Origin of the sequence: Streptomyces sp. NPDC001728 (assembly GCF_040297565.1) — a bacterium.
Lineage (GTDB): Bacteria > Actinomycetota > Actinomycetes > Streptomycetales > Streptomycetaceae > Streptomyces.
On the sequence record NZ_JBEOZK010000014.1, the window covers coordinates 172,414 to 195,896 of the forward strand.

The window sequence follows — 23,483 nt, forward strand, 5'->3', positions numbered from 1 at the left end:
GGTGGGAGAGGGGCCCGGGGGCTCAGCGGACCGCGAGGATCTCGTCGAGGCGGTCGCGCAGGCCGGGACCGTTCGGCGCGTCGAGCACGACCCGCCCGGCCTCCATCGCCACCGCGTGGTGGCTGCGGTCGAGGAGCGCTCCGGCGTGCTGGTCCACGAGGAGGACGGCGACCCCGGCCTCGGCGATCGCGCCGAGCGCGTCCAGGACGTCCGTGACCACGGACGGCTGGAGGCCCTGGGTGAGTTCGTCCACCGCGATGAGGCTGCGGCCGGCCAGCATCGCCCTCGCGATGCCCAGTTGCTGCTTCTGCCCGCCGGACAGGCTCCCGGAGAGCTGTCCGGCCCGGTCGGTGAGCAGCGGGAACACCTCGTACGGGTCCACCGCGGGGGAGAAGTCGCGGCGGCGGGCGAGCCGCAGGTTCTCGGCGACCGTCAGGGACGGGAACACCCCGCGGTCCTCGGGCATCAGGGTGCCTCCGGCCGCCGCTAGCAGGTCCGGTCGGCCCGGGGGCAGCTTCCGGCCGTCCAGGACGACGGTGCCGCCGTGCCGGTCGGCGAGACCGAAGACCGTGCGGAGCAGGGTGGTCTTGCCCGCGCCGTTGCGGCCGATGAGGGCGGTGACCTCGCCCGCCCGTACGGTGAGGTCGGTCGGGTGGACGACGGCGGCCTGTCCGTACCCGCCGGCCAGCGCGGTCAGTTCGAGGCTCATCATGCCCCCAGGTAGGCGGCGCGGACCGCCGGGTCGGCGGCCACCGTGTCGAGCGGGCCGCGGGCGAGGACCCCGCCGCCGGCGAGGACCACGACCTCGTCGGCGAGCTCCCGCACGATCTCCATGTCGTGCTCGACCACGAGCATCGCGCAGCCGGTACGGCGGTTGACCTCGCGCAGTTCCCGGGTGAGCCGGCGGGCGTCGTCCGGGCCGAGTCCGGCGGCGGGTTCGTCGAGCAGCATCAGTCGGGGTGCGGCGACCAGCACCATGGCGAGCTCCAGTCGTCTTCGGTCGGCGAGCGGCAGGGTGCCGGCGGTCCGCACCCGGTCCTCGGCCAGGTCGCCGAACTCGGCGGGCAGTTCGGCGGTGACCGGGGCGTCCATTCGGGCGAGGTCGAGGTTGTCGGCCGGGGACAGTTCGGCGAGGACGCTGGGGATCTGGAACATCCGGCCGACCCCGAGCCGCACCCGCCGGTGGACGGGCAACCGGCCCGCGTCGGTGCCGAAGATCCGCAGGGTGCCGAAGTCCGAGGCGAGCTGACCCGCGACGACGCTGAGCAGAGTGCTCTTCCCGGCGCCGTTCGGCCCGATCAGACACACGCACTGCCCGGGGGCGACCGTCAGGTCCACCCCGGAGAGCACCTCCACGGGACCGAAGGCCTTGCGGACGCCGGAGAGGACGAGCGGGTCGACCCCGGCATCCGTACCCGTGGACTCCACGTCCCCGGAGTGCGGGGGCGCGGACTCGGCGTCCCCGGTTCCGGCGCTGCCCTCCGCGTCGTTGGTGCGCTTGGGTCCCCTGCCCGTGCGCCGGGCCGACACCGGCAGACGGACCGTCGGGCCGGGGCCGGCGAGCAGGCGGCGCGGGGCCGCCGTGAGCCCGCCCGGCGCGAGCCGGACGACCAGCAGGAACAGCGCGGCGAGCGCGAGCACGTACCAGCCCTGCCAGGTGGCGCCCAGGAACTGCTGGCCCAGGGTGACGGCGACGGCGCCGAGGAACGGGCCCACCGTGGACTCGCGCCCGCCGAGCGCCAGCCAGATCAGCACCGACGTCGACAGACCGAGGCCGAAGACCGTCGGCGAGACGAGCCCGGCGACGGGGGCGTACAGCGCACCCGCGAGGGCGGCGACGGCGGCGCTCGCGCCGAAGGCGACCGAGCGGACCCAGGGCCCGTCGACACCGCTCTGCGCGGCCCGTTCCGGATTGCGGGCCGCCGCGATGAGACGGGCGCCGAACCGGCCGCGGACGAGGAACAGCGCGCACACGCCCACCACACAGGCGACGGCGCCGAGGGTGAAGTAGTACGAGGTGACCACGTCGGTCCCGGAGACGGACAGGCCGTTGGTGCCGCCGGTGACCGGAGTGAGCGTGGTCGCGGCCCGCTGGAGCAGCAGACCGACGCCGATCGTGAGCAGGATCAGCGGCGCGTCGGGCACGGGGGCGGCGAGCCCCACCCGGACGACGGGGATCGCGATGGCCACCGCGGCGAGGACCGCCGCCGGGACCGTCAGCGACACGGACAGCTCGTGCTCCTGGGCGAGGGCCACCGCGTAGGCGCCCAGACCGAAGAACGCGGCGTGTCCGACGCTCAGCAGCCCGGCCCGGCCCCAGCTCAGATCGAGGCCGTACGCGAAGAGGCCGTGGCACAGGCCCAGGGTGAACGTGGCGAGGGCGAAGGCGTCGAGGCCGAAGGGAGCGGCCAGCAGGCCCGCGACGGTCGCGGCGGGCAGCACGACCCGCAGGATCCGCCGCAGCCGCTCGCCCCGGGCCCCGGCCCCCGCCGCTCCCTTCGCCCCGGACGGGACGAAGGGAGCGGCGGACGGGGAGCCGGACCCCGCGCCGGAGGGAGGCACCGCGGGAGGCACGGTGGAGGTGGTCACGAGCAGCCCTTCTTCGGGGTCTCGTCGGCGACCATCGGGTGGGTCTTCGTCACCTTGTAGGCACCGCCGGCGCCGATGGTGACGTCCTGCATGTCGGCCTGGAGGACGTGGTTCGCCGGGTGGAACCGGGTCCCCTTGCCCAGCGGGCTGTCGTAGCGGAACTCACCGATCGCCTTGTTGACGGCCTGCGGGTCGGTCGTGCCGGCCTTCGCCGCGGCGCCCAGGAAGAAACGGACACCGAAGTAGGCGTTGCCCGCGACCTCGGGGATCGGAGCCTTCCAGCCGTATGCGGACCGGAAGGAGGCCGTGAACGCGCGGCTCTCGGTGTCTTCCAGACCGTCGCTCCAGCGGACCGTGTGGGTGCGGCCCTCGACCAGCGGGGCGAGCGCCGGATAGAAGTCGGCGTCCAGCGGCGCGCCCTCGTAGCCGAGGCGCGGAGTGAGCAGGCCGAACTGCTGCGCCTGCTTGCTGAACGTCACGGCGTCCGCGCCGACGACCATGGAGAGCACGAGGTCGGGGTCGGCCGAGCCGATCCGCTTGATCACGGGCTGCCAGTCGGTCTGGCCCAGCGGGCTGAACTCGGAGGCGACGGTCGTGCCGCCCGCGTCCTTCACGAGCTTCTCCGCGATGCCCGCGTAGAAGCGCGGGTAGTTGTAGTCGGAGCCGACGACCGCGACCTTCTTGCCGTACTTCGCGATCAGCGCGGGCACGGCGGGGGTCAGCATCTGCCGGGTCGACTCGCCGAAGCCCCACTGGTACGGGAAGCAGTGCTCGGTGTCGCCGAGGATCGCGGTGCCGAAGGGCACCTTGGCCTCGTCGGCGACCCGGCCGACGGCCTCCGCCGTGTCGCCGGTGATCGTGCCGAACAGCATCGTCACCTTGTCCTGCCGGACCAGCCGGCGGGCGAGCTGGGTGGAGTTGGCCGGGTCGCCCGCGTCGTCGACCACGACGTACTCGACGGGCCGGCCGCCGATCCCGCCGTCGGCGTTCACCTTCTTGACGGCCAGTTCGAGGCCGTCGCGGAGCGCCGTGCCGACCTGGGAGACCGGGCCGGTCAGCGGCACGATCACCCCGATCCGTACCGGACCGTTCGCGGCCGGGGCGTCGTCGGAGACGGCGGCCCCCTGACATCCGGTGAGCGAGGGAACGAGGACGAGGGCGCCGGTCAGGGCGAGCGCCGCCGCCCGGGGCGCGCGCATCAGGCCGCGCCGAGAGGCGCGGGAGTACGACGGAACCATGCGGAGAACCTTCCGATCCAAGGACGCGAGCGCAGGGCGGCGATCGCGACGACGACGGCGTAGAACAGGGCTTCGGCGAGGGTGTCGGAGAGCCAGGTGCGCAGCAGCACCGACAGCGCGGAGACGAACAGGGCGGCGCCGGCGGCGGTGCCGAGGGCGCCCGGGCGGCTGAGCAGGAGGCCGAAGAAGACGGGGACGAGAAGACCGAAACCCATGCTGGGGTTGACGGCGAGGACCGGGCTGTAGAGGACGCCCGCCAGGACCGCGAGCAGGCCGCCGACGGTGAACGCGGCGGTCCGCAGCCGGCGCGGATCGGTGCCGAGCACCGCCGCCATGTCCGGGTTGTCGGCGACGGCACGCAGGGTCAGGCCCCAGCCGGTCCGCCGGGCGAGGACGAGCACCAGACAGACGACCGCGGTCGCCGTCAGCGCGCACACCAGCCGGTACGCGGGGTACGGGGTGCCGAGGACGGACACGGTGCCCTCCACGGGGACGGCGACCGTCCGCGAGGTGCCGGTGAACAGCAGCTCGGCACCCTGACGCAGGGCCATGCCCAGACCCCAGGTGACGAGCATCGACGACAGGCCGTCGAGGACGGCCCCCCGCAGCAGCAGCCGCTCCATGAGCAGCAGCAGCGGGGCACCGACCGCGAGCGCGATCAGGGTGCGCACGCCGAAGGGGGCCGCGGTGACGGTGGCGGCGACGTAGGCGCCGGCCATGGCGAGGTCGCCCTGGGCCAGATTGACGACGCGGGTCGCCGCGAAGATCACCGCGATACCGACGGTGAGCAGCCCATATAGGCCGAACTGGCCGAGAATTGCCAGAAGTACATCCACCTGTTATCGCCTCTGTGCTTCCGGGGTCGGCGGGGACTCTGCGAGCATCTGGCAATCCCGCGGCGGGCACTGGTCCGGCAGCGCAGACTTCTGTGCCCGTAGCGCGTGGACCTGGCACGGAGCGGAGGGTGATGCGGCATGCCGCTGGAACGACGGGACGACGGGACCCTGGTGTTCGGGTACCTGGACACCACGTCGGAGGACCGCGCGGGCGCCTTCGACACGGTTCTGGTCCGGGCAGGTGGGTCAGGTGGGTGGGACGGCTCCGGTGGCGCCCCTGGTGCCCCCGGTGTGGCTGGTTTCGGCGGGTCCCGTCGCTCCGGTGGTGACCGGGAAGGCAGGGACGGGAACGGAAGCGGAGGCGGGGGCGGAAGTCGGGAGGGCTACACCGCCGAGCTGAGACCCTGCCGCTTCGGCGCGCTGAGCGGCTGCCACATCAGCGGCGAGCAGCGCGTACGGGTCATGCCCCGGCCCTCCCCGGCCGCCCCCCGGCCCGGCCACCTCCTCGGCTTCCTCGTCTCGGGGCGCGGGGCACTCGAACAGGACGGGCGCCGGGCGGACCTCGCCCCGGGCGAGTTCGTCCTCTACACGGGCGCGCGCCCCTTCCAGCTGGAGCTCGACGCCGCCCACCGGTACTTCGTGCTCTCCCTCGACCCCGGTACGGCCGGACTGCTGAGCGCCGCCGACCTCTCCACCCCCCGCGCCCTCACCGCCAACGCCGAACTGCCCCGGTCGCCGAGCGGCCGGGTCCTGGCGGCGGTGATCGGCGAACTGGCCTCCCGCGACCGCGGATTCGGCCCACTGGCCAGCCGCGAGATGGGCGAGCACGTCTCGGGGATCCTGCGCACGCTTCTGCGCGAGACGGCCGCCGCCGGGGCGGCGACGGCCGGACCGGGCGGGGCGACGAGGACCCTGGAGCGGATCCTCGCGTACATCGACGACCGCCTCGCCGAGGATCTGTCACCGGGCGCGGTCGCGGCGGCGCACCACATCTCGGTCCGGCAGCTGCACGTGCTGTTCCGGGAGTCGGGCGTGACCGTCGGGGACCACGTACGGCAGCGGCGGCTGGAGCGGATCCGCCGGGACCTCGTCGATCCGGCCCTCGCCCACCTGCCCGCGTACGCCCTCGCGGCGCGCTGGGGCTTCGGCGAGGCCAGCCACTTCAGCCGGGTGTTCCGGGCCGAGTTCGGCCTCTCGCCCCGGGCCGTACGGGAGCAGGCGCGCACCCCGGACCTTCCGGCGGGCACCGTCCCGGCGGCGTGCCACCCGGATCGCTAGACGGCCAGCCGGGACTTTCCGGACCCGGCTAGGAGCTCTGCCGCCTGTGCTCGTCGCGGGAGGTCCGCCGCTTGAGCTCGTCGCGGGCCTTCAGCGCGCTCTCGTGCACCTTCTCCATCGCCTCGCGCGCCCTGCCCGCCATCTGGTCGGTCTTGCCCTCCCTCTCCATCCGGGTGTCGCCGATCACCTTGCCGACGGTCTCCTTCACCTTGCCCTTGCCCTTCTGTACCGAGCTCTTGCGCATGATCGGTTCCTCTCGTCTGGTCACAGGGGCGCGGACGGGGCCGCGGGGGCCGGGGCCCAGCGCTTGTGCGCGGCCGGCTGGTGCACGATGCGGAGGCGGTGGTGCTCCACGGCCAGCTCGTGCCCCTCCGCGTCGGTGAAGCGGCCGGTCATCTCGTGGACGCCGCAGTGGGCCCGGCCCACCGGAAGCCGTTCCGGGGGCAGCCGGACCTCGTACGGGCCACCGGCGCGGAAGCCGCCGAGCACCGTCGTCCGGGCCGCGATCACCCTTCCGTCCCGGAGGTGGGTGTCCTCGAAGGTCACCCCGTCGATCTCCCGGCCCAGCCGGAACACGAGGCCGATGCTCAGCACCGCGCCCTCCGGCAGCACGACGGGCTCCGCCGCCCGGGGAGCCCCGGGGCCGCCGACGTCCGGGAGGGGTACCTCCAGGCGGCCGTGCTCCTCGGTGTGCAGAGAGAGGTCCAGCAGTTCGAAGTCCTTCACGGCGAGTCATCACCTTTCGGTCCGCTACTGCCCCGACGCGCGCGGAACATGCCAGGCGTACGTCCGTCGGCGCCGGGTAGCCGGTCCATAGGGGCGGATCCGCGCTTGGGGGAAGAGGAGTGGAGCCATGACCGTGAACATGGATGACGGCACTCCCCGGGTGGTCGTGGGCGTCGACGGTTCCCCCGCTTCGCGGGAGGCGCTGCGATGGGCCGTACGGCACGCCCGCCTGACCGGAGCGACCGTGGACGCGGTGGGGGTGTACGACGTGCCGGGTGCGACGGGCTGGTCCGCGCCGCCGGTGGACGCCGCGTTCGACGAGGAGCAGGCCAGGCAGGCGCTGACGGAGGAGCTCGAAGGGGTGCTCGCGGAGATCGGTGACGTGCCGCTCGTCGAGAACCTCGTCCGGGGCACACCGGCCAAGATCCTCATCGAGGCGGCCAGGGGAGCCGAGCTGCTGGTGGTGGGCAGCCGGGGCCGGGGCGGCTTCGCGAGCCTGCTCCTCGGCTCGGTCAGCCAGCAGTGCGCGGTGCACGCGCCGTGCCCCGTGGTGATCGTCCGCCCGGACGGGGACGCCACGGGTGCGGGCGGCGACTCGGCGTGACCGACCCGCGAGGACAGGGTGACCGCCCCCGGCCGGGGCGCGTGATCGTCGCAGGCCGTTCAGCGCTGCCTTCTCGCGGCCCAGCGTCCCGCGCTGACCAGCAGGAGGCGCATCAGGCACACGCCGGTCACCACCCAGACCGCCGCGAACAGCCACAGGGGTACGGGGGACGCGGACGCCGAGGCGAGGACGAACATCAGTACGGATATCGCGCCGAGCCCGGCCGTGCACAGGCCGAGGTGACGTCCGAGAGCGGCACTCCACGAGCGGCCCCGACGGGGGCGGTCGTCGACGAGTCCGCGCAGGTCGAGTGCCTCGTCGCTCCGCAGCTCCTGCTCGATGCCTTCGAGGATCTTCCGTTCCTGGCGGGTGAGCTTGGGGTCGTGCATGGCGGCCTCCCGTCGAGCGGTCCGGCCGCCGGGTCACGCCGTCGCCGGGGTGGTCTCGGTCGTGGCGCCCGGGGCTCTTCTCCGCCTGTTCCCGGGAAACGCCCCGGGTATGCCGGACGGCCGCCCGTCATCCGGCGGGCATACCCCCCGTGTCGGGCCGGGCGAGGAGCCGGCGGAGCCAGCGGGTGCGGGCGGCGCGCGCGTCGCCCGTGACGGAGGCGTGCGGGGCCAGGCTGTCGAAGCCGTGGCAGGCGCCGGACCACACATGCAGTTCGGCCTCGCCGCCCGCCCGCCAGATCGCGTTCGCGTACGCCACGGCCTCGTCCCGGAGCATCTCCGCCGAACCGGCCTCCACATACGCCGGGGGCAGCCGGGACAGGTCCGTGGCACGGGCGGGAGCGGCGTACGGCGTCAGGTCGGCGGCCCCGTGGCGGTCACCGAGCAGCGCCTGCCAGGCGGTCGTGTGGGAGGTGAGGTCCCAGGTGTCGAGCCCCGACATCTGGCGGCTGGAGAAGGTGCCCCGGTCGTCGAGCATCGGACTCAGGAGCAGCTGCCCCAGCGGTACGGGGCCACTCCGGTCCCTGGCCAGCAGAGCGAGGGCGGCGGCCAGCCCACCGCCGGCGCTCTTCCCGCCGAGGACGACCCGCTTCGGGTCGACGCCCAGCCGGTCGGCGTGACCGAGGGCCCAGACGAGCCCGGCGTAGCAGTCCTCCAGCGGCGCCGGGTGACGCACGTGGGGCGCGAGCCGGTACTCGACGGAGACGACGGCGAGGTCCAGGGGGTGGGCCCACTCGCGGAGGACCGTCGGCAGCACGGACCAGGCGTTGCCCATGATCATGGCGCCACCGTGCAGGTAGTACAGCAGCGGCAGGGGCCCGGCGAGGCCCGCCGGCCTGGCGCTCACGAGAGTGACCTCGGGCGCACCGGGCGGCCCGGGCACCCGTAGCTCGGCCACGTCGAACCGACCTCCGTCGCGCAGCTCCTCGACACCGGGCCGGGGCCGCCCGGCGACATCCCGTGCCTGGTTCTCGGCGAGATTGCCGGGAGTGATCGACTCTCCGGCCCCTCGCCGGGCACCCTCCCGTACGCGCCCGACCTCGGCATCGAGGGGCGGCGCCACCCCGGCCCCCGGCACCGGGCCCCCCTCGGTCACCTCACGCTCCCCGCCCACGCCCATGTCCACCTCCGGCACAGCAGCCAACCACACGGCCCCCGACGGGCGCCGGGCCGGGGAACTCGGTGGTGTCGGCCTCGGCGCTGTGGAAGGGTGCCCTTCCGGCCGAGGACGGGGAAGACCGCCGTCCGGCCACCGACGAGACAGACCGCCGCCCGCCGCCGACGAGGAAGATCGTCGCCCGGTCGCCGACGAGAGAGACCGCGATGACCCACGACGAAGCGATCCAGCAGCTCCGCCACCTCGGGCGCCAGAGAGCGTTCGGGTGGCACGTCGGGTCCGACCGGCTCATCCAGGCGGGTCTGGACGCGCTGCTCGCCGGGGTCGACACCCCCTCGCTCGCCCTGCTCGCGGGTCTCCTGCGGAGCGAGGAGCCGGAAGCCCGGGAGCTGTTCGACAAGGTCCTCGACGAGCTCGGGCTGCTGTACCGGCCTCCGGCCGATCCCCGGGCCGCGCGGTGGGACATGGCCTACTGGATCGCCGGCCAGATCGTGGACCGGACTCTCGATCCCGCCGAGGGCGCCCAGCTGATCTGGGCCGAGGTCGCTTCCGACCTCGGCCATCCGCAGGACCTGCGGCCACTGGTCGCGTACGGACTCCTGCTGGAGGACCGGACCGAGGAGGGGAACGTGTCCCTCGAGTCGCTCCAGGCGGAGACGATCGAGGAGGCCGCACGGTTTCTGCGTGAGCGGCCTCCGGGGGAGCGCACGGACTGACGCGCACTCCCCGCCCTTCCGTACCGGTCAGCCGGCCCCCGCCGGGCTCCCGGCGTCACCGTCCGCCCCCGCTCGCTCCTTCGGTGCTCGGCCCAAGGACCGGATCGCCGGGATCGAGAGCATCACCAGGATGCACGCGACGCCCATGACCGAGGAGAACAGCAGCACCCGGTCCGCGCCGAAGGAGTCCGCCGCAGGGCCCGCCAGTGCCCGGCCCAGGGGGATGACCATGATCGAGCCCGCGACGTCGTACGCGGACACGCGGCTGAGCACCGCCAGGGGGATGTGGGACTGGACGCTCGTCGCCCACATCACCCCCCAGAAGGCGAAGCCGCAGCCGGCCACCACCCCCGTCGCCGCCGTGACGGTGAAGGACCAGCCCAGCGCGGGCGCCAGGGGGTTGAGGGAGAAGCAGAACATGGCACAGGCCCCCGCGACGAGCGGGCGGCGCGGGCGGACCCGCATGCCGAGCAGGCCGCCGACGATCGTGCCCGCGCCGTCGGCGGAGGCGATCCACCCGTACCCGCTCGCCCCGTGCTGCTCGGTGAGCAGCGCCGCGCCCAGCGGCAGCGCCGGGCCGAAGACGAACAGGCCGTACACCGCCCAGACGGCGATGACCCCCCACAGCCAGGAACGGGACCGGAACTCGAGCCAGCCGGTGGCGAGCCGCTGCCAGATCGGGTCGTCGCTCTCGTCACGGACGGTGCCGAGCTTCCGCAGCGGCGCCAGGCCGAGCGCGGAGAGCGCGTACGCCGCCGCGATGACCACGAAGGATCCGGCGACGTCCCAGTAGGCCACCAGGAGTCCGGCCACACCGGGACCGAGCAGCGTGCAGATCGCCTCCGAGATCCGCAGCAGCGCGTTGGCCCGCTGGATGTCCTCGGCGACCTGCGGGACCAGGCTCGCCAGACCGGGCTGGAACATGGCGGTCGCGGCCCCGCTGAGCGCGAGCAGTGCCATGATGTGCCAGAGCCGTACCTCCGTGCCGATCAGCAGCACCGCGAGCGCCAGCATGGCGACCATGCGCACCACATCGGCGCCGACCATCATCACCTGCGGGGTGAACCGGTCGGCGAGCACGCCCCCGAAGAGGACGAGCAGCACGATCGGCGCCATCCACGCGGCCAGCGCGTACCCCACGCCCGCCGCCCCGTAGCCCGCCCCGAGGACGGCGGTGGTGAGCGACACCATCAGCATGCCGTCGGCGAGCAGCGAGGTGCTGCGGGCCGTGAAGAACAGCCGGAAGCGGCTCGACCGCCACGGGCTGGGAGGAGAGCTCTGCTCCCGCTCGGCGGTTATCCCATCGATGGTCATGTGACATCCCGGTCCCGGCCGGTTCCTTCCACGAGAATCTGCTGACGGAGCCACGCGCTGCTCCGGCCCGCCTCGGACGGCGGGTCCTGGACGATCACGTACCGGCGCGGGGCCAGGACGCCCGGATGCCCGGGGAGGGCGTCCATGAGTGCGGTGTGCGCCTCGGCCGGGGTGAGGGGGGCGTCCCCGGCGGCGACGAAGGCCGTCAGGGCCGGTGTGTTCCCGTTCTCGTCCGGAGCGTCCGCGACGACATGGACGGGCAGGCCCCGCAGGGCCTTGCCCAGGGTCTCCGCCACCAGGGGAGGCGAGACCCAGGAGCCGTCCACCCGGCGCCATTCCGGTCCGCGCCGGGCCGGCCGTACCCCCGTCACCTCGGTGAGCGACGTCATCGGTACGTCGGCGGTGGCGGTCGCCTCCAGGAGCCGTACGAGCCCGGTGAGGAAGTCCTCCGCCTCGTCCCTTCGGAACAGCGCGGGATCGGCCCAGGTGGCGAGGTGGACGACGGGGTCTGTCTCGTACACGAAGGTGAGGACGCGGGTCGGGAGCACCTGCTCCGGGCCCCAACTCAGCTCCAGCTCAGGCCCGTCGGCGCCGCCTTCGCTTTCGGATTCAGTGTCGGATGTGGGGGCGACGGCGGCGTCCGCGACGGTCGACGGGAGCGTGCTGACGTCGTTGAAGACGACATCGCGCGCGAAGCGGCTGCCGCGCTCGAAGGTGGTCCTGTCGATCATCTCCCACAGGCCGAGCGCGTCGAACTGGCTGTGGCGGTAAGCGTTGAGCGCCGCTCCCCACGCCTTGCGCAGCAGCGCGTCGAAGGAGTCGACCCGCAGGTCCAGGGAGAGCAGCGCGTCCTGGGACACCGTGTTCACCGAGCGGGCGAGGCGCGGGTGGTAGCGGTTGGACGTCGGTACGGCGGCCACGCAGGCGGTCTGTCCCGCCCGGTGCGCGACCAGGGCGCACCACGCGGTCAGCAGGACGGTGGACGGCAGGCCGCCGGTCCGCTCGGCCGCGAGCGCCAGGGCCCGCGCCGCGCGCCGCGACCGCAGGGTGAGCCGTGGCACCCGCGTCTCGGTCCCTTCGGCGCCCGGCTCGGCGAACATCGCCTGGGGGCCGGTACGGATGATCCGCGCCCAGTGCCGCAGGGAGGCCTCGGACCTGCGGAGCCCGGCCGGGGTCGCCTCCTCGGCGGCCAGGTCGAGCGGAGCGAGGGAGGTCAGCGGGGGAAGCTCCTCGCCCGCGAGGAGGCTCAGCCACTCCTCCTTGAGCACGGAGAGGGCGCTGACGTCCGTCAGGGCGTGGCTCGCCGCCAGGGCGACGAAGAAGGGCGCGCCGTCGACGGTGATCAGGGAGACGCGGAGGGCGAAGTCCCGGTCCAGGCGGAACCGGTGGACACGGGCCTGGCGGGCGAGCGACTCGGCGTACTCGGCGTGCGGCGCGAGGTCGCCGCTGAAGTCCTCGGGGGTGTGATCCACGACGGTGACCGTGAACTCACCCTTGGACGCCACCACTTGTTCGGCGGGCGCGCTGCCCGGTGCGTGCGGGAAGGTCGTGCGCAGTGCCTCGTGCCGTACCACCAGCGCGCGGAGGGCGTCGAGCGCGGCGTCGGTACGGGTCCCCTCGGGGACGGGCCACACGTCGTGGATGTTGATGTGCGCGGGCTCGTCCCGCAGCATGCAGCGGATCATGTTGGCCTGCCCCATGGTGACGGGGCCCCGGCGCTCCTCGCCGCCCGAGTACCGGACGGTGAGGGTGTGGGTGGTCCTCGGGAGCGAGGGTGCTCGCTCACTCATGCGATGCCTTTCACGGGCTCGTGGAACGCTCCGGGTCCGGCGGAGTCGGAGTGGTGGGACCGGGCGGCCAGGGTCAGGGCCTCCCAGTGGTCGATCAGTCGGGCGAACTCCGCCATGCCCTGTCCGGCTTCGTCGAGAAGTCGCTCGCGGCGGGCGGCGAGCACATCGGCGGCGGTGGCGTAGCGTCCGCCCAGCTTCCGGTAGGAGCGGTCGACGACGTCGAGCCGTTCGGCGTTCTCCGCCCGGTCGAGCCGAGTGCTGTCCCGGACGAATCCGGCGACGGCGGAGGGGCGGACGTGCCCCTCGTCGTCGAGCAGCGTGTCACCGGCTTGCTTCATGTCGGCGTACACGGCGTTGAAGTGCGGTGCGGCGAGCAGGTACTTGGCCAGGCGCACGTGGTAGGCGAGGAAGCCCGACTCGGAACGCCGCTCGCCCGTATGGAAATTGACGATGTGTCGGTTGTGCAGGACGCCGGGCAGTCGGGCGTCGTGGACCAGATGGAGGAGGAAGTAGTCGCTGCCGATGGTGTCGGCGGCGGGCGGCAGCGGCACCCGGGCGTACACCTCGCGGTCGAGGGCGATGTTGCACATGTCCACGCGCATCGGGTTGACGCCCGTGAGGGTGGTGCGGTCACCGCTGAACGCGGTGGTGCCGGCGCCCCGGAAGGACTCCGCGATGAGGTTCCTGCGCCAGATCTCCGGATAGCCGGCGGGGATCGAGAGGCCGACGACCTCCTCGTACACGGCGGGGTCGAGCCGTTCGATCTCCGCGACGTCCACGGACATCTCACCGACGAAGGAGGCCCCGACCATGGCCACCGGCCGGTCGGCGCAGGCCGGGTCGAGTCTGCTCCGGGTCACCTGCCCGGCGAGGTCGGCGGCCCGCCGCCCCAGCGTGGCCAGTTCGTGGTGGAAGGGGAACACCGGTTCGCCGTCCAGGGACTGGTAGCGGCTGTCCGAGTCCCGGCGGTGCACCGACACGCAGCCGAGGGCCTCCGCGATGAGGAAGGCGCGGTTGGTGCAGGCGCCGTAGGAGACGCCGGACGGCAGCATGAGGTCCAGCACCCGGTCCGGCTCCGCGACTCCGGAAGCGGCGATCACCTCCCGCAGGAAGCTCCGCTGTTCGGCCTCGTCGAGGTGGTGGGTGACCACGCCGGGCGCCGGGGGCAGCGCGGCGACCACGGCACGGTGTCCGGCGAGCACGGCGGCGTCGGAGGAGTCCAGGATCAGCAGCCGCACCTCGACGCCGAAGTGGCGGGCGCCGTATGCGGCCTCCTCGGCCACGGCACGGATGGTCGCGGCGCATTCCCGGTTGGTGGGGAGGGTCAGACAGACACGGCGCACGACGGCTCCCCGCCCTGACCGGCCACGACGGCGGTGCTGCCCGCCGCGTCCCCGCCGCTCGCGACCGCCGTGCCGCCCGATTCCGCCGCGACGCCGTCGCCCGTGGCCCCGGTCTCGCCGGTGTTCTTCCACGAGGTCAGTCCGAGGAGCCGGCTGCCGAGTTCGTTCAGGGTGGCCGTCGGGTACCGCTTGGACTCGTGGAGCACCGGGTCGCCGACCAGTGTCCGGTTCCAGCGCGGGGTGCGCAGGTGCCGCCAGGAGTCGACGCGGGAGCGCCTGAGCCGCTCGTGCTCCTCCAGGGCCGGCATCATCGAGAGGTACTGGACCGCCCGCACCTGGTCGCGGGAGACGTTGCGGGCCACGCCGTGGGCGAGGAGGCCGTTCCAGATCAGCAGGTCGCCGGGGTGGAGATCGGGACGTAGGACGGGGTACTCCGTCCGGTCGACGTCCGGGCGGAGCGGGTCGCGGTCGGCCGGCTGGGCGGTCTTCCACTCCTCGAACCGCCGGAACAGCTCCGGGTCGCACTGGAAGCCGCCCGACTCCGGCCGGGTCTCGTTGAGCGCGATGATCCCCTGGACCCGCTGCGGCGGTACGCCGAGGGTGGTGTCGATGTCCCAGTGGAGGTCGATGTCGAAGCCCCGGTCGGTGGGTTCGATCAGGGCGCGGTCGCGGTTCCCAGTGTTGGGCGGGTTGAGGTTGAGCCGGTCCTGGGTGACCCACAGCTCCTCGCAGTCCCAGACGTCCACGAAGGCGTCGTAGACCCGCTGGGCCTGGCGGTTGTCCCACAGCAGCTGGTGGTGGTACGCCTCCACGAAGCCGTAGACGTGCAGTTGCTGGTCCAGCTCGGAACGGAACGGACGGTCCTCGTACCAGCTGTCCGGCCGGTCCGGGTCGAGGCCCTGGAACTCCCAGGTGAAATCGAGGAGTCGCTTCGCGGCCTCCGCAGGGATCGCCTGCCGGACGATGACGTAGCCGTACGTCTGCCAGTGGGCGAAGTCCGCCTCGGAGAGGACCCGCAGGGGCCGGGACTTCTTCAGCTCGCGGAGCGTGGTCTGCGCGAGGTAGGACTCGCCGTCCGCGCTGAAGTAGGGCCGTTCCGTGGCCGCCCGGTGGAGATGGGGGCGGCGGGGGTGGTGAGGAGCGGGTGTCGTCATCATGTGGTCCCTCCAAGCGGGAGTCGGGGGAGGCGGGTTCGGCTCGTCGGGTACGGGCGCCCGGAGCAGCACGCGGCGACCCTCGGCGCGGGGCCGGTGGCGGACGGTGGGGACGGCGATCGGTGGACGGCGGCCGGGGCACGGACGGCAGGCGGGACGGACGGACGGCTGTGCCGCGGTGCACGCGCGTCGGCCACGTCAATCAGCAGAATTGGTGTAGACCATAGCTGCTGTCAAGTGTCATCTCGATATGCGGAGTTGGGTCGGACCGGGGCTTTGGCCGAGATCAGACGCCTGCGGGGGTGATGGCCTCCGGCTCGGCGGCTTTGGTCTAGACAACAGGCGAGGAGCTCGCCTAGTGTCCCCTTGCGTGGTCCGGCCCGTGACGGGGATCCAGCCCGGACTCCTCGCTGCGCCACGCGGTCAACGCCGACCACACGACCGCACGTTCGCACTGACCCGCGGACGCCCGCCAGCGCGTACGTGGCACCCCGGTGCCCCCGCGGCGAATTCGTTCCGCCCGTCCGGCCGACGCCCCTGCCTGTTCGCCCACCCTCAAAAGGGAGCGGTTTTCCATGAGCACACCCGGTACCACGGTCCTGCCGGACGGTGGCCTGAAGAGCCCCGGTCCCGGTCTGATCACGCTGGATCCGGTCCGTACCGCCCTGCTGCACGGTCTGGACGACCTGCTCACCGGACTGGCCGCCCGGCTGTCCGCGCCCGAGGTCGTCGGGCCGCCGCTGCTGTCCGTGGAAGGGATCGCCCGGCTCGACTTCTTCCGCAACTTCCCCCATCTCGGCGTTTCCGCCGGGCGGTTCGCCCCCGAAGCGTTGGACGGCCTCGCCGCCGGCGAGACACCGGGGGAGCTGCCGCTGGCCCCCACCGGCTATCTGCTGCCGTCCGCCACCTGTTACGGGCTGCTGCTCTCCCTGGAGGGCCGGGACGTCGGTGAGGAAGGACTCAGGCTCTCCGCCGCGGGCCGCTGCTTCCGCAACGAGACCCACTACGACGGACTGCGGCGCCTGTGGGGCTTCCACATGCGCGAAGTCCTGTACCTCGGCACCAAGCAGGGCTCGCTCGCGCACCTGGACCAAGGCGCCGGGTTCATCATGGAGGCGGCCGGCCTGCTCGGTCTGGAGCTGAAGCGGGCGGTGGCCGACGACCCGTTCTACGACAAGGGCGGCTCCCGGGCCCGGCTGATGGCCCTCGACCCGGTCAAGCACGAGTTCTGCGCGCCCGACGGCACGGCCATCGCGTCCGTCAACCGGCACCGCAACTTCTTCGGCGAGCGGCTGGACATCCGCGCGGGCTCGGAGGGACCGGCTTACAGCGCCTGCGTCGCCTTCGGCGTCGAGCGCTGGGTCCACGCCATGATCCTCACCCACGGCGGCCCCGAGCAGGCCCTCGAACAGCTCGACGAAGCCTGCCGCTAGAGCGCGGCCGACTCCACGAACCCCGCCCCCGGCGCGGCCTGACTCCGCGACGCCGAGCCTGTGCACGGCTTCGCGACGCCCACCCCTCGGCGCGGCGGCCCGGCGCCGCCGTCCTTACGCCGTCCCGAACCGACAACCAAGGAGCGACCCCTCCCCATGGAACGCATCGCCGCGTGGCTTCACGAGAAGAACCCCGGCCTCGACGGTCCGATCGACACCGACGAGGACCTCATCGAGGCCCGTCTCATCGACTCGATGGACTTCCTGGAGTTCATCGACCTCCTGGAGGAACTCTCCGGCAGCTCGATCGACCTCCAGGAGGTCACCATCGACGACTTCCGCACCCTCGGCCGCGTCCAGGAACGCTTCCTGAGCGCCGTCCGGTGAGCCACCGACCGTGACCGGCGGCCCGGCACCCGGCGGGGGCGTATCCACCGTCCTGGCCGTGGTGGCGACCACCCCGGAGGTCCTGGCCCACCCGGAGCTGCACGAAGGGCTGCTCACTCCGTGGGAGCGGCAGCGGCTGGACGGCATCCGGGTGCCGGAGCGCCGTGACGACGTCCTGGCGGCGCGGCTGCTCGTACGGCTCTGCGTTGCCCGCTTCACCGGGCTGCCGCCGGACCGGGCCGCCCTGGCCCAGCTCTGCCCGTCGTGCGGGAGGTACGGCCACGGGCGCCCCTACCTCCGCGACCGGCCCGGGGTCGGCGTCAGCCTGAGCCATGCCGACGGGCTCGTCGCGGCGGCCGTCGGCCCCGGCGCGGTCGGCATCGACGTCGAGCCCGCCGCGCGCCGCCCCGGCTCCCTGCGGGTGCTGCGGCGACTGCTGCCGGAGTCCGGGATCGAGGAAGCCCTGGCGCGGCGGGACCCCGGCCCGGCACTGCTCCGGCTGTGGGTCCGCGGGGAGGCCCTCCTCAAGGCGGGCCAGGACGGTCTGCGACTCCTCGAATGGACGGACCACCGGCGCGCGGCCGTGGTGGCGGCGGCCGGAGCGGTCGCGATGTCGGTCTTCTCCGCGTAGCTGCCGACCGGGCCGCTTCCGGAAGACGGTGACCGTCCACCCGGCCCGACCCCATATCGGCGGCGGCCTTCGCCGGTCTGCCGGGCCCACGGTTCAGGAGCGGGAGCGAACCGCCTCGTCCCAGACGCCGGGACTGCGGTGGTGGTTCCTGCGTCCCGCGGCGAGCACCTGGCGGAGTTCGGCGAGGTGCGGGGTGTCCGTGGGGAGATCCAGCTCGTCGAGGAGGGCCAGTGCGGCGCCCGGTTCCAGGTCGCCGTACAGGTCGTGGAAGCTCGCCCGGAGGCCGCGGAAGAGGGCCGGGTGCAGGGCGGGAAGCCGGACAGCGGTGCGGTACGCCGGTTCCTTCACGGGCCAGGGCACCGGGCCCGAACACTCCAGGACCCGACGGGCCCGGCGGAGCAGGGCCTCCGACCGCTCGGCCACCACATGGTCGATGTCGTTGCCGAGGGCCTCGGCGAAGGCCGTCGCGGACGTGGTGTGGTCCTCGAACCAGTCCACCCAGAGCGAGTAGGTGACGGCCTCGGCATCCCGGTCCGCCTCCAGCCGCAGGCGGTAGCCGTCCCACAGCACGTCGGCCGGCAGGGGCCCCTCCACGCTGTCGTTCGCGATCCGGATCTCGCACGTGACCCAGTACTCGTCGAGGAGGTCCAGCAGCCCGAAGGCCAAGTGCAGCCGGTCTGCCGCGTCCAGGTCCTCGGCGAACACATCGCCGGCCAGGGAATGCGCCACCTGGTCGGCCGTGAGCAGCACGTCCGGCTTCGCGTCGCTCACCCACCCGTCACGGACCTGGCTGACGCCCTGACCGGCAAGCCAACGCCGTGCCGCCTCCGCGGCTCGCATCTCCATCCGGGAAGTATGACTCGCCCCGCCGGCCTCCGGCGGGGCGAATGGTGCGGAGTGGGCGCGAGCCCGGCGTGATCCGAAAGGCAGGCCCTAGATGCGGACGCGGAAGCCGGGGGATCCGGTGCCGGTGGCGATCACTCCCTGGTCGGACCATTTGACGGTGCCGGTCGGGCTGAGGGTGTGGAAGTAGGCGTGGATGGCGCCGTTGTCGTCGAGGACGAGATAGTCGGCGCGGCCGTCTGCGTTGATGTCGGCGAAACGGATCTGGCCGGCGAGCCAGGTGGAGGAGCCGGTGGCGACGACGCCCTGGTCGGACCAGCCGCCCCGCCCGTTTCCACCGGTGTTGACGTACGCCTGGGTGGCACCCTGGTCGCTGACGACGAGGTAGTCGGCGCGGGCGTCGCCGCCGATGTCGGCGAAGCGGATCTGGCTGCCGGTCCACGCGCTGGAGCCGGAGGCGATGACGCCCTGGTCGGACCACTTGATGACGCCGGTGGTGGCGTCGGTGGTGTTGAGCAGGGCACGGGTGGCGCCGGTGGGCCCGACGACGAGGTAGTCGGCGCGGGCGTCGCCGCCGACATCGGCGAAGCGGACCTGGTCGCCGGTCCACCCGCTGGAGCCGGTGGCGATGACCCCCTTGTCCTGCCAGCCGCCTCGGCCGTCGCCGCCGGTGTTGACGAAGGCGCGGACCGCGCCGTTGACGGGGTCCACGACCAGGTAGTCGGCGCGGGCGTCGCCGCCGACGTCGGCGAAGCGGACCTGGTTGGCCGACCAGTCGTTGGAGCCGGAGGCGATGAAGCCCTGGTCGGTCCATTCGACGGCGCCCGTGGTGGGATGGGCGGTGTTGAGCCAGGCGCGGACGGCACCGTTGTCGTCCACCACCAGGTAGTCGGCCCGGCCGTCGCCGTTGATGTCCACGTCGTAGTCGCCGGAGGTGGCTCCCTGACGGGGCGGCGCGGGCTTGACCTCGACGGTCTCCTTGATCCAGCCCTTGTTGGCGGCCTCACCGATGCCGCGCATGAACGCGTTCGTCATCTTGGCGTAGCCGCTGTTGTTGGGATGCAGGTTGTCGTTGAGGTCCTCGGTGGTCAGTGAGTCCATACCGACCTGCTGGATCTTGTAGCCCCGCTGGAACCGGTCCATGACGATCCCCGGGATCGCCTGGTTGTAGGTGTTGATCCGGGCCTGGACCGCGGGGTCGGTGGCCGGCACCAGGGTCGCGACCACGACCACGGTGTCGGGCGAGGCCGTATGGATCTGGTCGATGAGCGTACCCAGCCGCTGCGGCGCGGTCGCCACCTGGTAGTTGCGGTTCATGTCGTTGGTGCCGATGTGCAGCGTGATCAGATTGGGCTTCGCCGCCGCGAGCCAGGTCTCGATGTTCGCCTGCAACTCGTCGATGCGCCAGCCCGAATGGCCCTCGTGGCGCGTCACGCCGTCGGCGTCGACCAGTGAACCCACGAACTGGACCGTGCCGCCCGAACGCTTGACGAGCCTCTCCGCCAGGGCGGGCCGGTAGCCGGTCCGGGTGGAGCTGCCCACGCCCAGGGTGATCGAATCGCCCAGCGGCATGACCGTGAGCCGGGGCACCTGCCAGGTGAGACCGTCCCACGGCCGGTTCGCGGCGATGATCGTATTGATCATGGCGTAGCCGGGGTAGTCCATCATGATCTCGCCGGTGCGGTTCTTCACTTCGCCCAGCGGCCCGAGAACCTTCTCGTTCACCCGGTCCGCGACGGCCTTGGGATAGGCGAAGGCGCTGGAGCCGCTCGTGTGGTTCACGTAGATGCGGTGGGCGTCGACGTCGTTGTCAGCCGCGGTGAGCTGGTCGGTGACCTTCTCGACCTTCGCGTTGATGTCACCGGGGAGGATCGTCGGCACGTTCCAGTCGTCCTGGATGGAGAGCTTGTCGCTCTTGATGCCGAACTTGCCGCCGAGATCGCCCATACCGCGGACACGCTCCAGCACGACCTTTCCGCGTACCGCACTCAGCTTCGGAACGTCCGCCTGACCGCTCTCGTTGACCGAAAGATCCCAGAACCTCTTGGCGTTCGGGTCGTTGCGGAGGTAATTACGGAAGATATCGGCGCGTTGCGCTTCGGTAGTGGTCTTCGGTTCGTCATTGCAGTCCTGGACAGCATTGCTGCTGTTGTCGCACTCGGCCCGCAGGTGCATCATGACGGTCTCTTTGGGATGCGCCGTCAGGAAGTCGTTCAGAACCCTGAGGACATCGGCGAAGTTCGCGTCCTGGAAGAACGTGCCGTGGTGGATCGTGAAGCTTCCGCCGATCGCCCGCACCCGGATGTCGATGGACCTGATGCCCGCCTGGAGCTGACCGGCCAGCGTCGCGGCGTCGGGGCCGCCGTTCTGCTGCGTGTACGTGCTGTCGCCGCCGCGGATCGACAGCGTGTCGTGGGTGCCGGGCACGGACAGCCAGCCGAGCGGCGTCTCTCCGTCGATACCCTTCATCCAGTCGGGATTGCTCGTCTTCCCCAGCGACCGGTAGGCCGGGTTGTCCGTGTCGTCATCCAGCGCCCATGCCGATCCGGGGGCCAGAACGGTGAGGAATCCCGTCATGGCCATGAGCGTGGTGAGCGGGGCGACAACTCTGCGCCACCCTGTTCTCTTCGCGGTGTGATGTCGCACGTAAGGTCTCCAAGAAGGCGTCGGCGCATTTCGGGTTTGTCGTGAGCGTCCCGCATCGGACTGTCGTTTCGATAACGTGCCGCTAACGGCTGCCGAGGGTGGGCGGTGTCCGGGCACCGACCCCGGGGCGCCCAAGATCCGGCTTCGTCCCACCAGGTTTGTACCGCCCCGTGGGTCACCCCTACCCCACCGCGGCCCCGGTTGTCCCTCCGGAACGTTCCGGGTGCCGCCGCCGGGTGCCCGTCACTAGCTTCCCAACGGTCAGGATCCCTCCCGTCACGCTCCCCACCAGGAGGTCACGTTGACCGCGCAGAACCCCTCCCGTAGAAGCATCCTCAGGTCCGCCGGCGGGCTCTCGGCCGCGATGGCGCTGGGCGCCGGAGGCGTCCTCGCGGGGGCGACCTCGGCCGCCGCGGTCGGTGACGGCTTCGGGCTGCGCATCGTGGACCGCAACGAGGGCGACCCCCGCATGCGGTACTACCGCTTCGCGACCGACGCCATCGGCTGGAACCCCGGTGTGAACGTCCTGCTCCCCGACGACTACCACTACAGCGGTCGCACCTACCCGGTCCTCTACCTCTTCCACGGCGGCGGCACCGACCAGGACTTCATCACCTTCGACCGCGAGGGCATCCGCGCCTGGACCGCCGGCCGGCGGATCATCGTCGTCATGCCCGACGGCGGCCACGCCGGCTGGTACTCCAACCCCGTCAGCTCCAACGTCGGCCCCCGCAACTGGGAGCACTTCCACATCGCCCAGCTGCTCCCGTGGGTCGAGGCGAACTTCCGTACCTACGCCGAGTACGACGGCCGCGCCGTCTCCGGGTTCTCGATGGGCGGCTTCGGCGCGCTCAAGTACGCGGCCAAGTACTACGGCCACTTCGCCTCGGTCAGCGCCCACTCAGGCCCCGCCAGCCTGCGCCGCGAGAACGGCGCCGTCGCCCACTGGGCCAACGCCTCCTCCGCGCTCCTGGACCTCGGCGGCGGCACGATCTACGGCGCGCCGCTCTGGGACGAGGCCCGGGTCAGCGCCGACAACCCGGTGCAGCGGATCGAGAGCTACCGCAACAAGCGCGTCTTCCTCGTGGCCGGCACCAGCCCGGATCCGATCAACTGGTTCGACACGCTCAACGAGACCCATGTCCTCGGCGGACAGAGGGAGTTCCGCTCCCTCCTCGGCAACGCGGGTATTCCGCACGAGTGGTACGAGCTGCCCGGCGGCCACTTCATCCGTCACGACATGATGCAGCGCGACATCGACGGCATCATCGGGCGGCTCCGCAAGGCGTGACCCGCGCGCACCTCGCCTACCACGACCGTCCCACCCACCCCGAGCCGAACCGAGGGGAGGAGCGTCCCGTGCTTCTCGGACCGCCCCCACTGTCCCGACGTGCCATGACCTGCGTGCTGGCGGTGATCGCCGCCCTGCTGCCCGGGCTGGTGGCCGCGACCCCGGCCGCCGCCCGTACCGCCACCTCCGCCGCCGCGTGCCCGACCACCGGAGTCGTCACGCAGCCCTACCACGCCGGTCACAACGGCGTGGACATCGCCGACGCCATCGGCACCCCGATCTACGCCGTGGGCGACGGCGAGGTCACCATCTCCGGTTACACCGGCGACTACGGCCAGTGGATCCGCGTCCAGCACCCCGACGGGAGGATCTCCGAGTACGGGCACATGTACCAGCGTGACGTGTCCGTCGGCGACCATGTCGTGGCCGGCCAGCGCATCGCCCTGATGGGAGCCGAGGGCAACTCGACGGGTTCCCACCTGCACCTGCGGATCTGGGGCGACCCGTCCGCCTCGTACGGCATCGACCCCGAGGTCTACCTCGCGGAGGGCGGCATCACGCTGCCCTGCACGCCCGGCGGCGGCGGTCACCCGCCCAGGCCGCTGATGTATCCGGCGGAGTCGGGTCGGGTGGTGTCGGCACGGTCGGCGGACGGTCGTCTGGAGGTGTTCGCCGCGGCGGCGGATGGGGTCCATCACGCCTGGCAGATGCAGTCGAACGGCAACTGGTCGGCGTGGGAGGCGCTGGGTGGTCCGGGGAACGCTGAGCTGGCCATCGCGCCGAACGCGGACGGTCGTCTGGAGATGTTCGCGATCAACGGCAACACCTTCCAGCACCGCTATCAGCTCTCCCCGTCCGGCAGTTGGTCGGGTTGGGAGGCCTTCGGCGGGGGCGGTCGTGACATCGCGGCGGGCGTCAACGCCGACGGTCGGATCGAGGTGTTCGCTTCCGGGCCTGTCGGGTTGTTCCACAAGTACCAGGTGGGAGCGAACGCCGGCTGGTCGGGCTGGGAGGCCACGGGCGGCGGCCCGGCCGACAGCCGGGTGGAGATGGAGAAGTCCCGGGACGGCCGTCTGGAGGTGTTCGCCCTCAACGGGAGCA

22 protein-coding genes are annotated in these 23,483 nt (G+C 72.4%); 8 read left to right on the plus strand and 14 right to left on the minus strand.

The window, feature by feature from the left end; translation table 11 throughout:
* Window positions 1–22: 22 nt before the first annotated feature.
* From ABT154_RS21990 to ABT154_RS22005, 4 genes are read right to left on the minus strand one after another with little or no spacing between them, the layout of a single operon-like run.
* Window positions 23–709: an ATP-binding cassette domain-containing protein gene (locus ABT154_RS21990; protein ID WP_317878725.1), complete on the minus strand. Its 687-nt coding sequence runs from the start codon at window positions 707–709 to the stop codon at window positions 23–25.
* Window positions 709–2,589, minus strand: a complete 1,881-nt coding sequence (locus tag ABT154_RS21995) for a branched-chain amino acid ABC transporter ATP-binding protein/permease (RefSeq protein ID WP_351858521.1) — start codon at window positions 2,587–2,589, stop codon at window positions 709–711. The genes ABT154_RS21990 and ABT154_RS21995 overlap by 1 nt, the downstream gene beginning before the upstream one ends.
* Complete coding sequence (locus tag ABT154_RS22000) at window positions 2,586–3,827, minus strand: ABC transporter substrate-binding protein (RefSeq protein ID WP_351858522.1); 1,242 nt, start codon at window positions 3,825–3,827, stop codon at window positions 2,586–2,588. The genes ABT154_RS21995 and ABT154_RS22000 overlap by 4 nt, the downstream gene beginning before the upstream one ends.
* Complete coding sequence (locus ABT154_RS22005) at window positions 3,788–4,663, minus strand: branched-chain amino acid ABC transporter permease (RefSeq protein WP_351858523.1); 876 nt, start codon at window positions 4,661–4,663, stop codon at window positions 3,788–3,790. Before ABT154_RS22005 ends, ABT154_RS22000 begins: the two co-directional genes overlap by 40 nt.
* Before the next feature lie 138 nt (window positions 4,664–4,801).
* Between ABT154_RS22005 and ABT154_RS22010 the strand changes: the two genes are divergently transcribed.
* Window positions 4,802–5,941, plus strand: coding sequence for a helix-turn-helix domain-containing protein (locus tag ABT154_RS22010; protein WP_351858524.1), 1,140 nt, complete (start codon window positions 4,802–4,804; stop codon window positions 5,939–5,941).
* 28 nt (window positions 5,942–5,969) lie between these two features.
* Here ABT154_RS22010 and ABT154_RS22015 read toward each other — a convergent pair whose 3' ends face one another.
* Both ABT154_RS22015 and ABT154_RS22020 read right to left on the minus strand, forming a co-directional pair.
* Window positions 5,970–6,185, minus strand: a complete 216-nt coding sequence (locus ABT154_RS22015) for a CsbD family protein (protein ID WP_351858525.1) — start codon at window positions 6,183–6,185, stop codon at window positions 5,970–5,972.
* Between the two features lie 20 nt (window positions 6,186–6,205).
* The gene (locus ABT154_RS22020) at window positions 6,206–6,667 is read right to left on the minus strand and encodes a hypothetical protein (RefSeq protein ID WP_351858526.1); all 462 of its coding nucleotides are present in this window, start codon (window positions 6,665–6,667) and stop codon (window positions 6,206–6,208) included.
* Between the two features lie 127 nt (window positions 6,668–6,794).
* Between ABT154_RS22020 and ABT154_RS22025 the strand changes: the two genes are divergently transcribed.
* Complete coding sequence (locus ABT154_RS22025; RefSeq protein ID WP_351858527.1) at window positions 6,795–7,271, plus strand: universal stress protein; 477 nt, start codon at window positions 6,795–6,797, stop codon at window positions 7,269–7,271.
* Between the two features lie 59 nt (window positions 7,272–7,330).
* On the opposite strand, the gene ABT154_RS22030 is transcribed toward ABT154_RS22025, so the two are convergent.
* Together ABT154_RS22030 and ABT154_RS22035 are read right to left on the minus strand one after the other, a co-directional pair.
* A complete protein-coding gene (locus tag ABT154_RS22030; protein WP_351858528.1) occupies window positions 7,331–7,660 on the minus strand; it encodes a hypothetical protein in 330 nt (109 codons plus the stop codon).
* A 127-nt stretch (window positions 7,661–7,787) separates the two neighbouring features.
* Entirely contained in the window at window positions 7,788–8,813 is a 1,026-nt protein-coding gene (locus ABT154_RS22035; protein ID WP_502969560.1) for an alpha/beta hydrolase, read from the minus strand.
* 227 nt (window positions 8,814–9,040) lie between these two features.
* Here ABT154_RS22035 and ABT154_RS22040 point away from each other — a divergent pair, with 227 nt between their 5' ends.
* The gene (locus tag ABT154_RS22040; protein ID WP_351858529.1) at window positions 9,041–9,550 is read left to right on the plus strand and encodes a hypothetical protein; all 510 of its coding nucleotides are present in this window, start codon (window positions 9,041–9,043) and stop codon (window positions 9,548–9,550) included.
* 27 nt (window positions 9,551–9,577) lie between these two features.
* Here the strand turns inward: ABT154_RS22040 and ABT154_RS22045 are convergent, their stop codons facing one another.
* From ABT154_RS22045 to ABT154_RS22060, 4 genes are read right to left on the minus strand one after another with little or no spacing between them, the layout of a single operon-like run.
* Window positions 9,578–10,864: an MFS transporter gene (locus ABT154_RS22045; protein ID WP_351858530.1), complete on the minus strand. Its 1,287-nt coding sequence runs from the start codon at window positions 10,862–10,864 to the stop codon at window positions 9,578–9,580.
* A complete protein-coding gene (locus tag ABT154_RS22050; protein WP_351858531.1) occupies window positions 10,861–12,654 on the minus strand; it encodes a condensation domain-containing protein in 1,794 nt (597 codons plus the stop codon). The genes ABT154_RS22045 and ABT154_RS22050 overlap by 4 nt, the downstream gene beginning before the upstream one ends.
* On the minus strand, window positions 12,651–13,997 hold the full coding sequence (locus ABT154_RS22055; RefSeq protein ID WP_351858532.1) for a DUF6271 family protein: 1,347 nt from the start codon (window positions 13,995–13,997) through the stop codon (window positions 12,651–12,653). Before ABT154_RS22055 ends, ABT154_RS22050 begins: the two co-directional genes overlap by 4 nt.
* The gene (locus ABT154_RS22060; RefSeq protein ID WP_351858546.1) at window positions 13,979–15,151 is read right to left on the minus strand and encodes a phytanoyl-CoA dioxygenase family protein; all 1,173 of its coding nucleotides are present in this window, start codon (window positions 15,149–15,151) and stop codon (window positions 13,979–13,981) included. The genes ABT154_RS22055 and ABT154_RS22060 overlap by 19 nt, the downstream gene beginning before the upstream one ends.
* A 575-nt stretch (window positions 15,152–15,726) precedes the next feature.
* On the opposite strand from ABT154_RS22060, the gene ABT154_RS22065 reads away from it, so the two are divergent.
* From ABT154_RS22065 to ABT154_RS22075, 3 genes are all read left to right on the plus strand, one after another.
* Window positions 15,727–16,584, plus strand: coding sequence for a class-II aminoacyl-tRNA synthetase family protein (locus ABT154_RS22065; RefSeq protein WP_351858533.1), 858 nt, complete (start codon window positions 15,727–15,729; stop codon window positions 16,582–16,584).
* A gap of 156 nt (window positions 16,585–16,740) precedes the next feature.
* The gene (locus tag ABT154_RS22070) at window positions 16,741–16,971 is read left to right on the plus strand and encodes an acyl carrier protein (RefSeq protein WP_317875852.1); all 231 of its coding nucleotides are present in this window, start codon (window positions 16,741–16,743) and stop codon (window positions 16,969–16,971) included.
* 10 nt (window positions 16,972–16,981) lie between these two features.
* Complete coding sequence (locus ABT154_RS22075; protein WP_351858534.1) at window positions 16,982–17,602, plus strand: 4'-phosphopantetheinyl transferase family protein; 621 nt, start codon at window positions 16,982–16,984, stop codon at window positions 17,600–17,602.
* 93 nt (window positions 17,603–17,695) lie between these two features.
* Here ABT154_RS22075 and ABT154_RS22080 read toward each other — a convergent pair whose 3' ends face one another.
* Together ABT154_RS22080 and ABT154_RS22085 are read right to left on the minus strand one after the other, a co-directional pair.
* Entirely contained in the window at window positions 17,696–18,448 is a 753-nt protein-coding gene (locus ABT154_RS22080) for a hypothetical protein (RefSeq protein ID WP_351858535.1), read from the minus strand.
* Window positions 18,449–18,535: 87 nt separating this feature from the next.
* Window positions 18,536–21,022: a phosphatidylinositol-specific phospholipase C domain-containing protein gene (locus ABT154_RS22085; RefSeq protein ID WP_351858536.1), complete on the minus strand. Its 2,487-nt coding sequence runs from the start codon at window positions 21,020–21,022 to the stop codon at window positions 18,536–18,538.
* Window positions 21,023–21,455: 433 nt separating this feature from the next.
* On the opposite strand from ABT154_RS22085, the gene ABT154_RS22090 reads away from it, so the two are divergent.
* The gene (locus ABT154_RS22090; protein WP_502969561.1) at window positions 21,456–22,382 is read left to right on the plus strand and encodes an alpha/beta hydrolase; all 927 of its coding nucleotides are present in this window, start codon (window positions 21,456–21,458) and stop codon (window positions 22,380–22,382) included.
* A 104-nt stretch (window positions 22,383–22,486) separates the two neighbouring features.
* Window positions 22,487–23,483 (plus strand): DUF8189 domain-containing protein (locus ABT154_RS22095; RefSeq protein WP_351858538.1); only part of this gene is annotated, 997 nt, incomplete at its 3' end.

Coding starts and splice junctions, on each gene's coding strand:
- ABT154_RS22040 (WP_351858529.1), top strand. CDS start 9,041: ATGACCCACGACGAAGCGATCCAGCAGCTCCGCCACCTCGGGCGCCAG.
- ABT154_RS22025 (WP_351858527.1), top strand. CDS start 6,795: ATGACCGTGAACATGGATGACGGCACTCCCCGGGTGGTCGTGGGCGTC.
- ABT154_RS22050 (WP_351858531.1), bottom strand. CDS start 12,654: ATGAGTGAGCGAGCACCCTCGCTCCCGAGGACCACCCACACCCTCACC.
- ABT154_RS22085 (WP_351858536.1), bottom strand. CDS start 21,022: ATGACGGGATTCCTCACCGTTCTGGCCCCCGGATCGGCATGGGCGCTG.
- ABT154_RS22030 (WP_351858528.1), bottom strand. CDS start 7,660: ATGCACGACCCCAAGCTCACCCGCCAGGAACGGAAGATCCTCGAAGGC.
- ABT154_RS22045 (WP_351858530.1), bottom strand. CDS start 10,864: ATGACCATCGATGGGATAACCGCCGAGCGGGAGCAGAGCTCTCCTCCC.
- ABT154_RS22000 (WP_351858522.1), bottom strand. CDS start 3,827: ATGGTTCCGTCGTACTCCCGCGCCTCTCGGCGCGGCCTGATGCGCGCG.
- ABT154_RS22070 (WP_317875852.1), top strand. CDS start 16,741: ATGGAACGCATCGCCGCGTGGCTTCACGAGAAGAACCCCGGCCTCGAC.
- ABT154_RS22010 (WP_351858524.1), top strand. CDS start 4,802: ATGCCGCTGGAACGACGGGACGACGGGACCCTGGTGTTCGGGTACCTG.
- ABT154_RS22060 (WP_351858546.1), bottom strand. CDS start 15,151: ATGACGACACCCGCTCCTCACCACCCCCGCCGCCCCCATCTCCACCGG.
- ABT154_RS22015 (WP_351858525.1), bottom strand. CDS start 6,185: ATGCGCAAGAGCTCGGTACAGAAGGGCAAGGGCAAGGTGAAGGAGACC.
- ABT154_RS22065 (WP_351858533.1), top strand. CDS start 15,727: ATGAGCACACCCGGTACCACGGTCCTGCCGGACGGTGGCCTGAAGAGC.
- ABT154_RS21990 (WP_317878725.1), bottom strand. CDS start 709: ATGAGCCTCGAACTGACCGCGCTGGCCGGCGGGTACGGACAGGCCGCC.
- ABT154_RS22080 (WP_351858535.1), bottom strand. CDS start 18,448: ATGGAGATGCGAGCCGCGGAGGCGGCACGGCGTTGGCTTGCCGGTCAG.
- ABT154_RS22090 (WP_502969561.1), top strand. CDS start 21,456: ATGGCGCTGGGCGCCGGAGGCGTCCTCGCGGGGGCGACCTCGGCCGCC.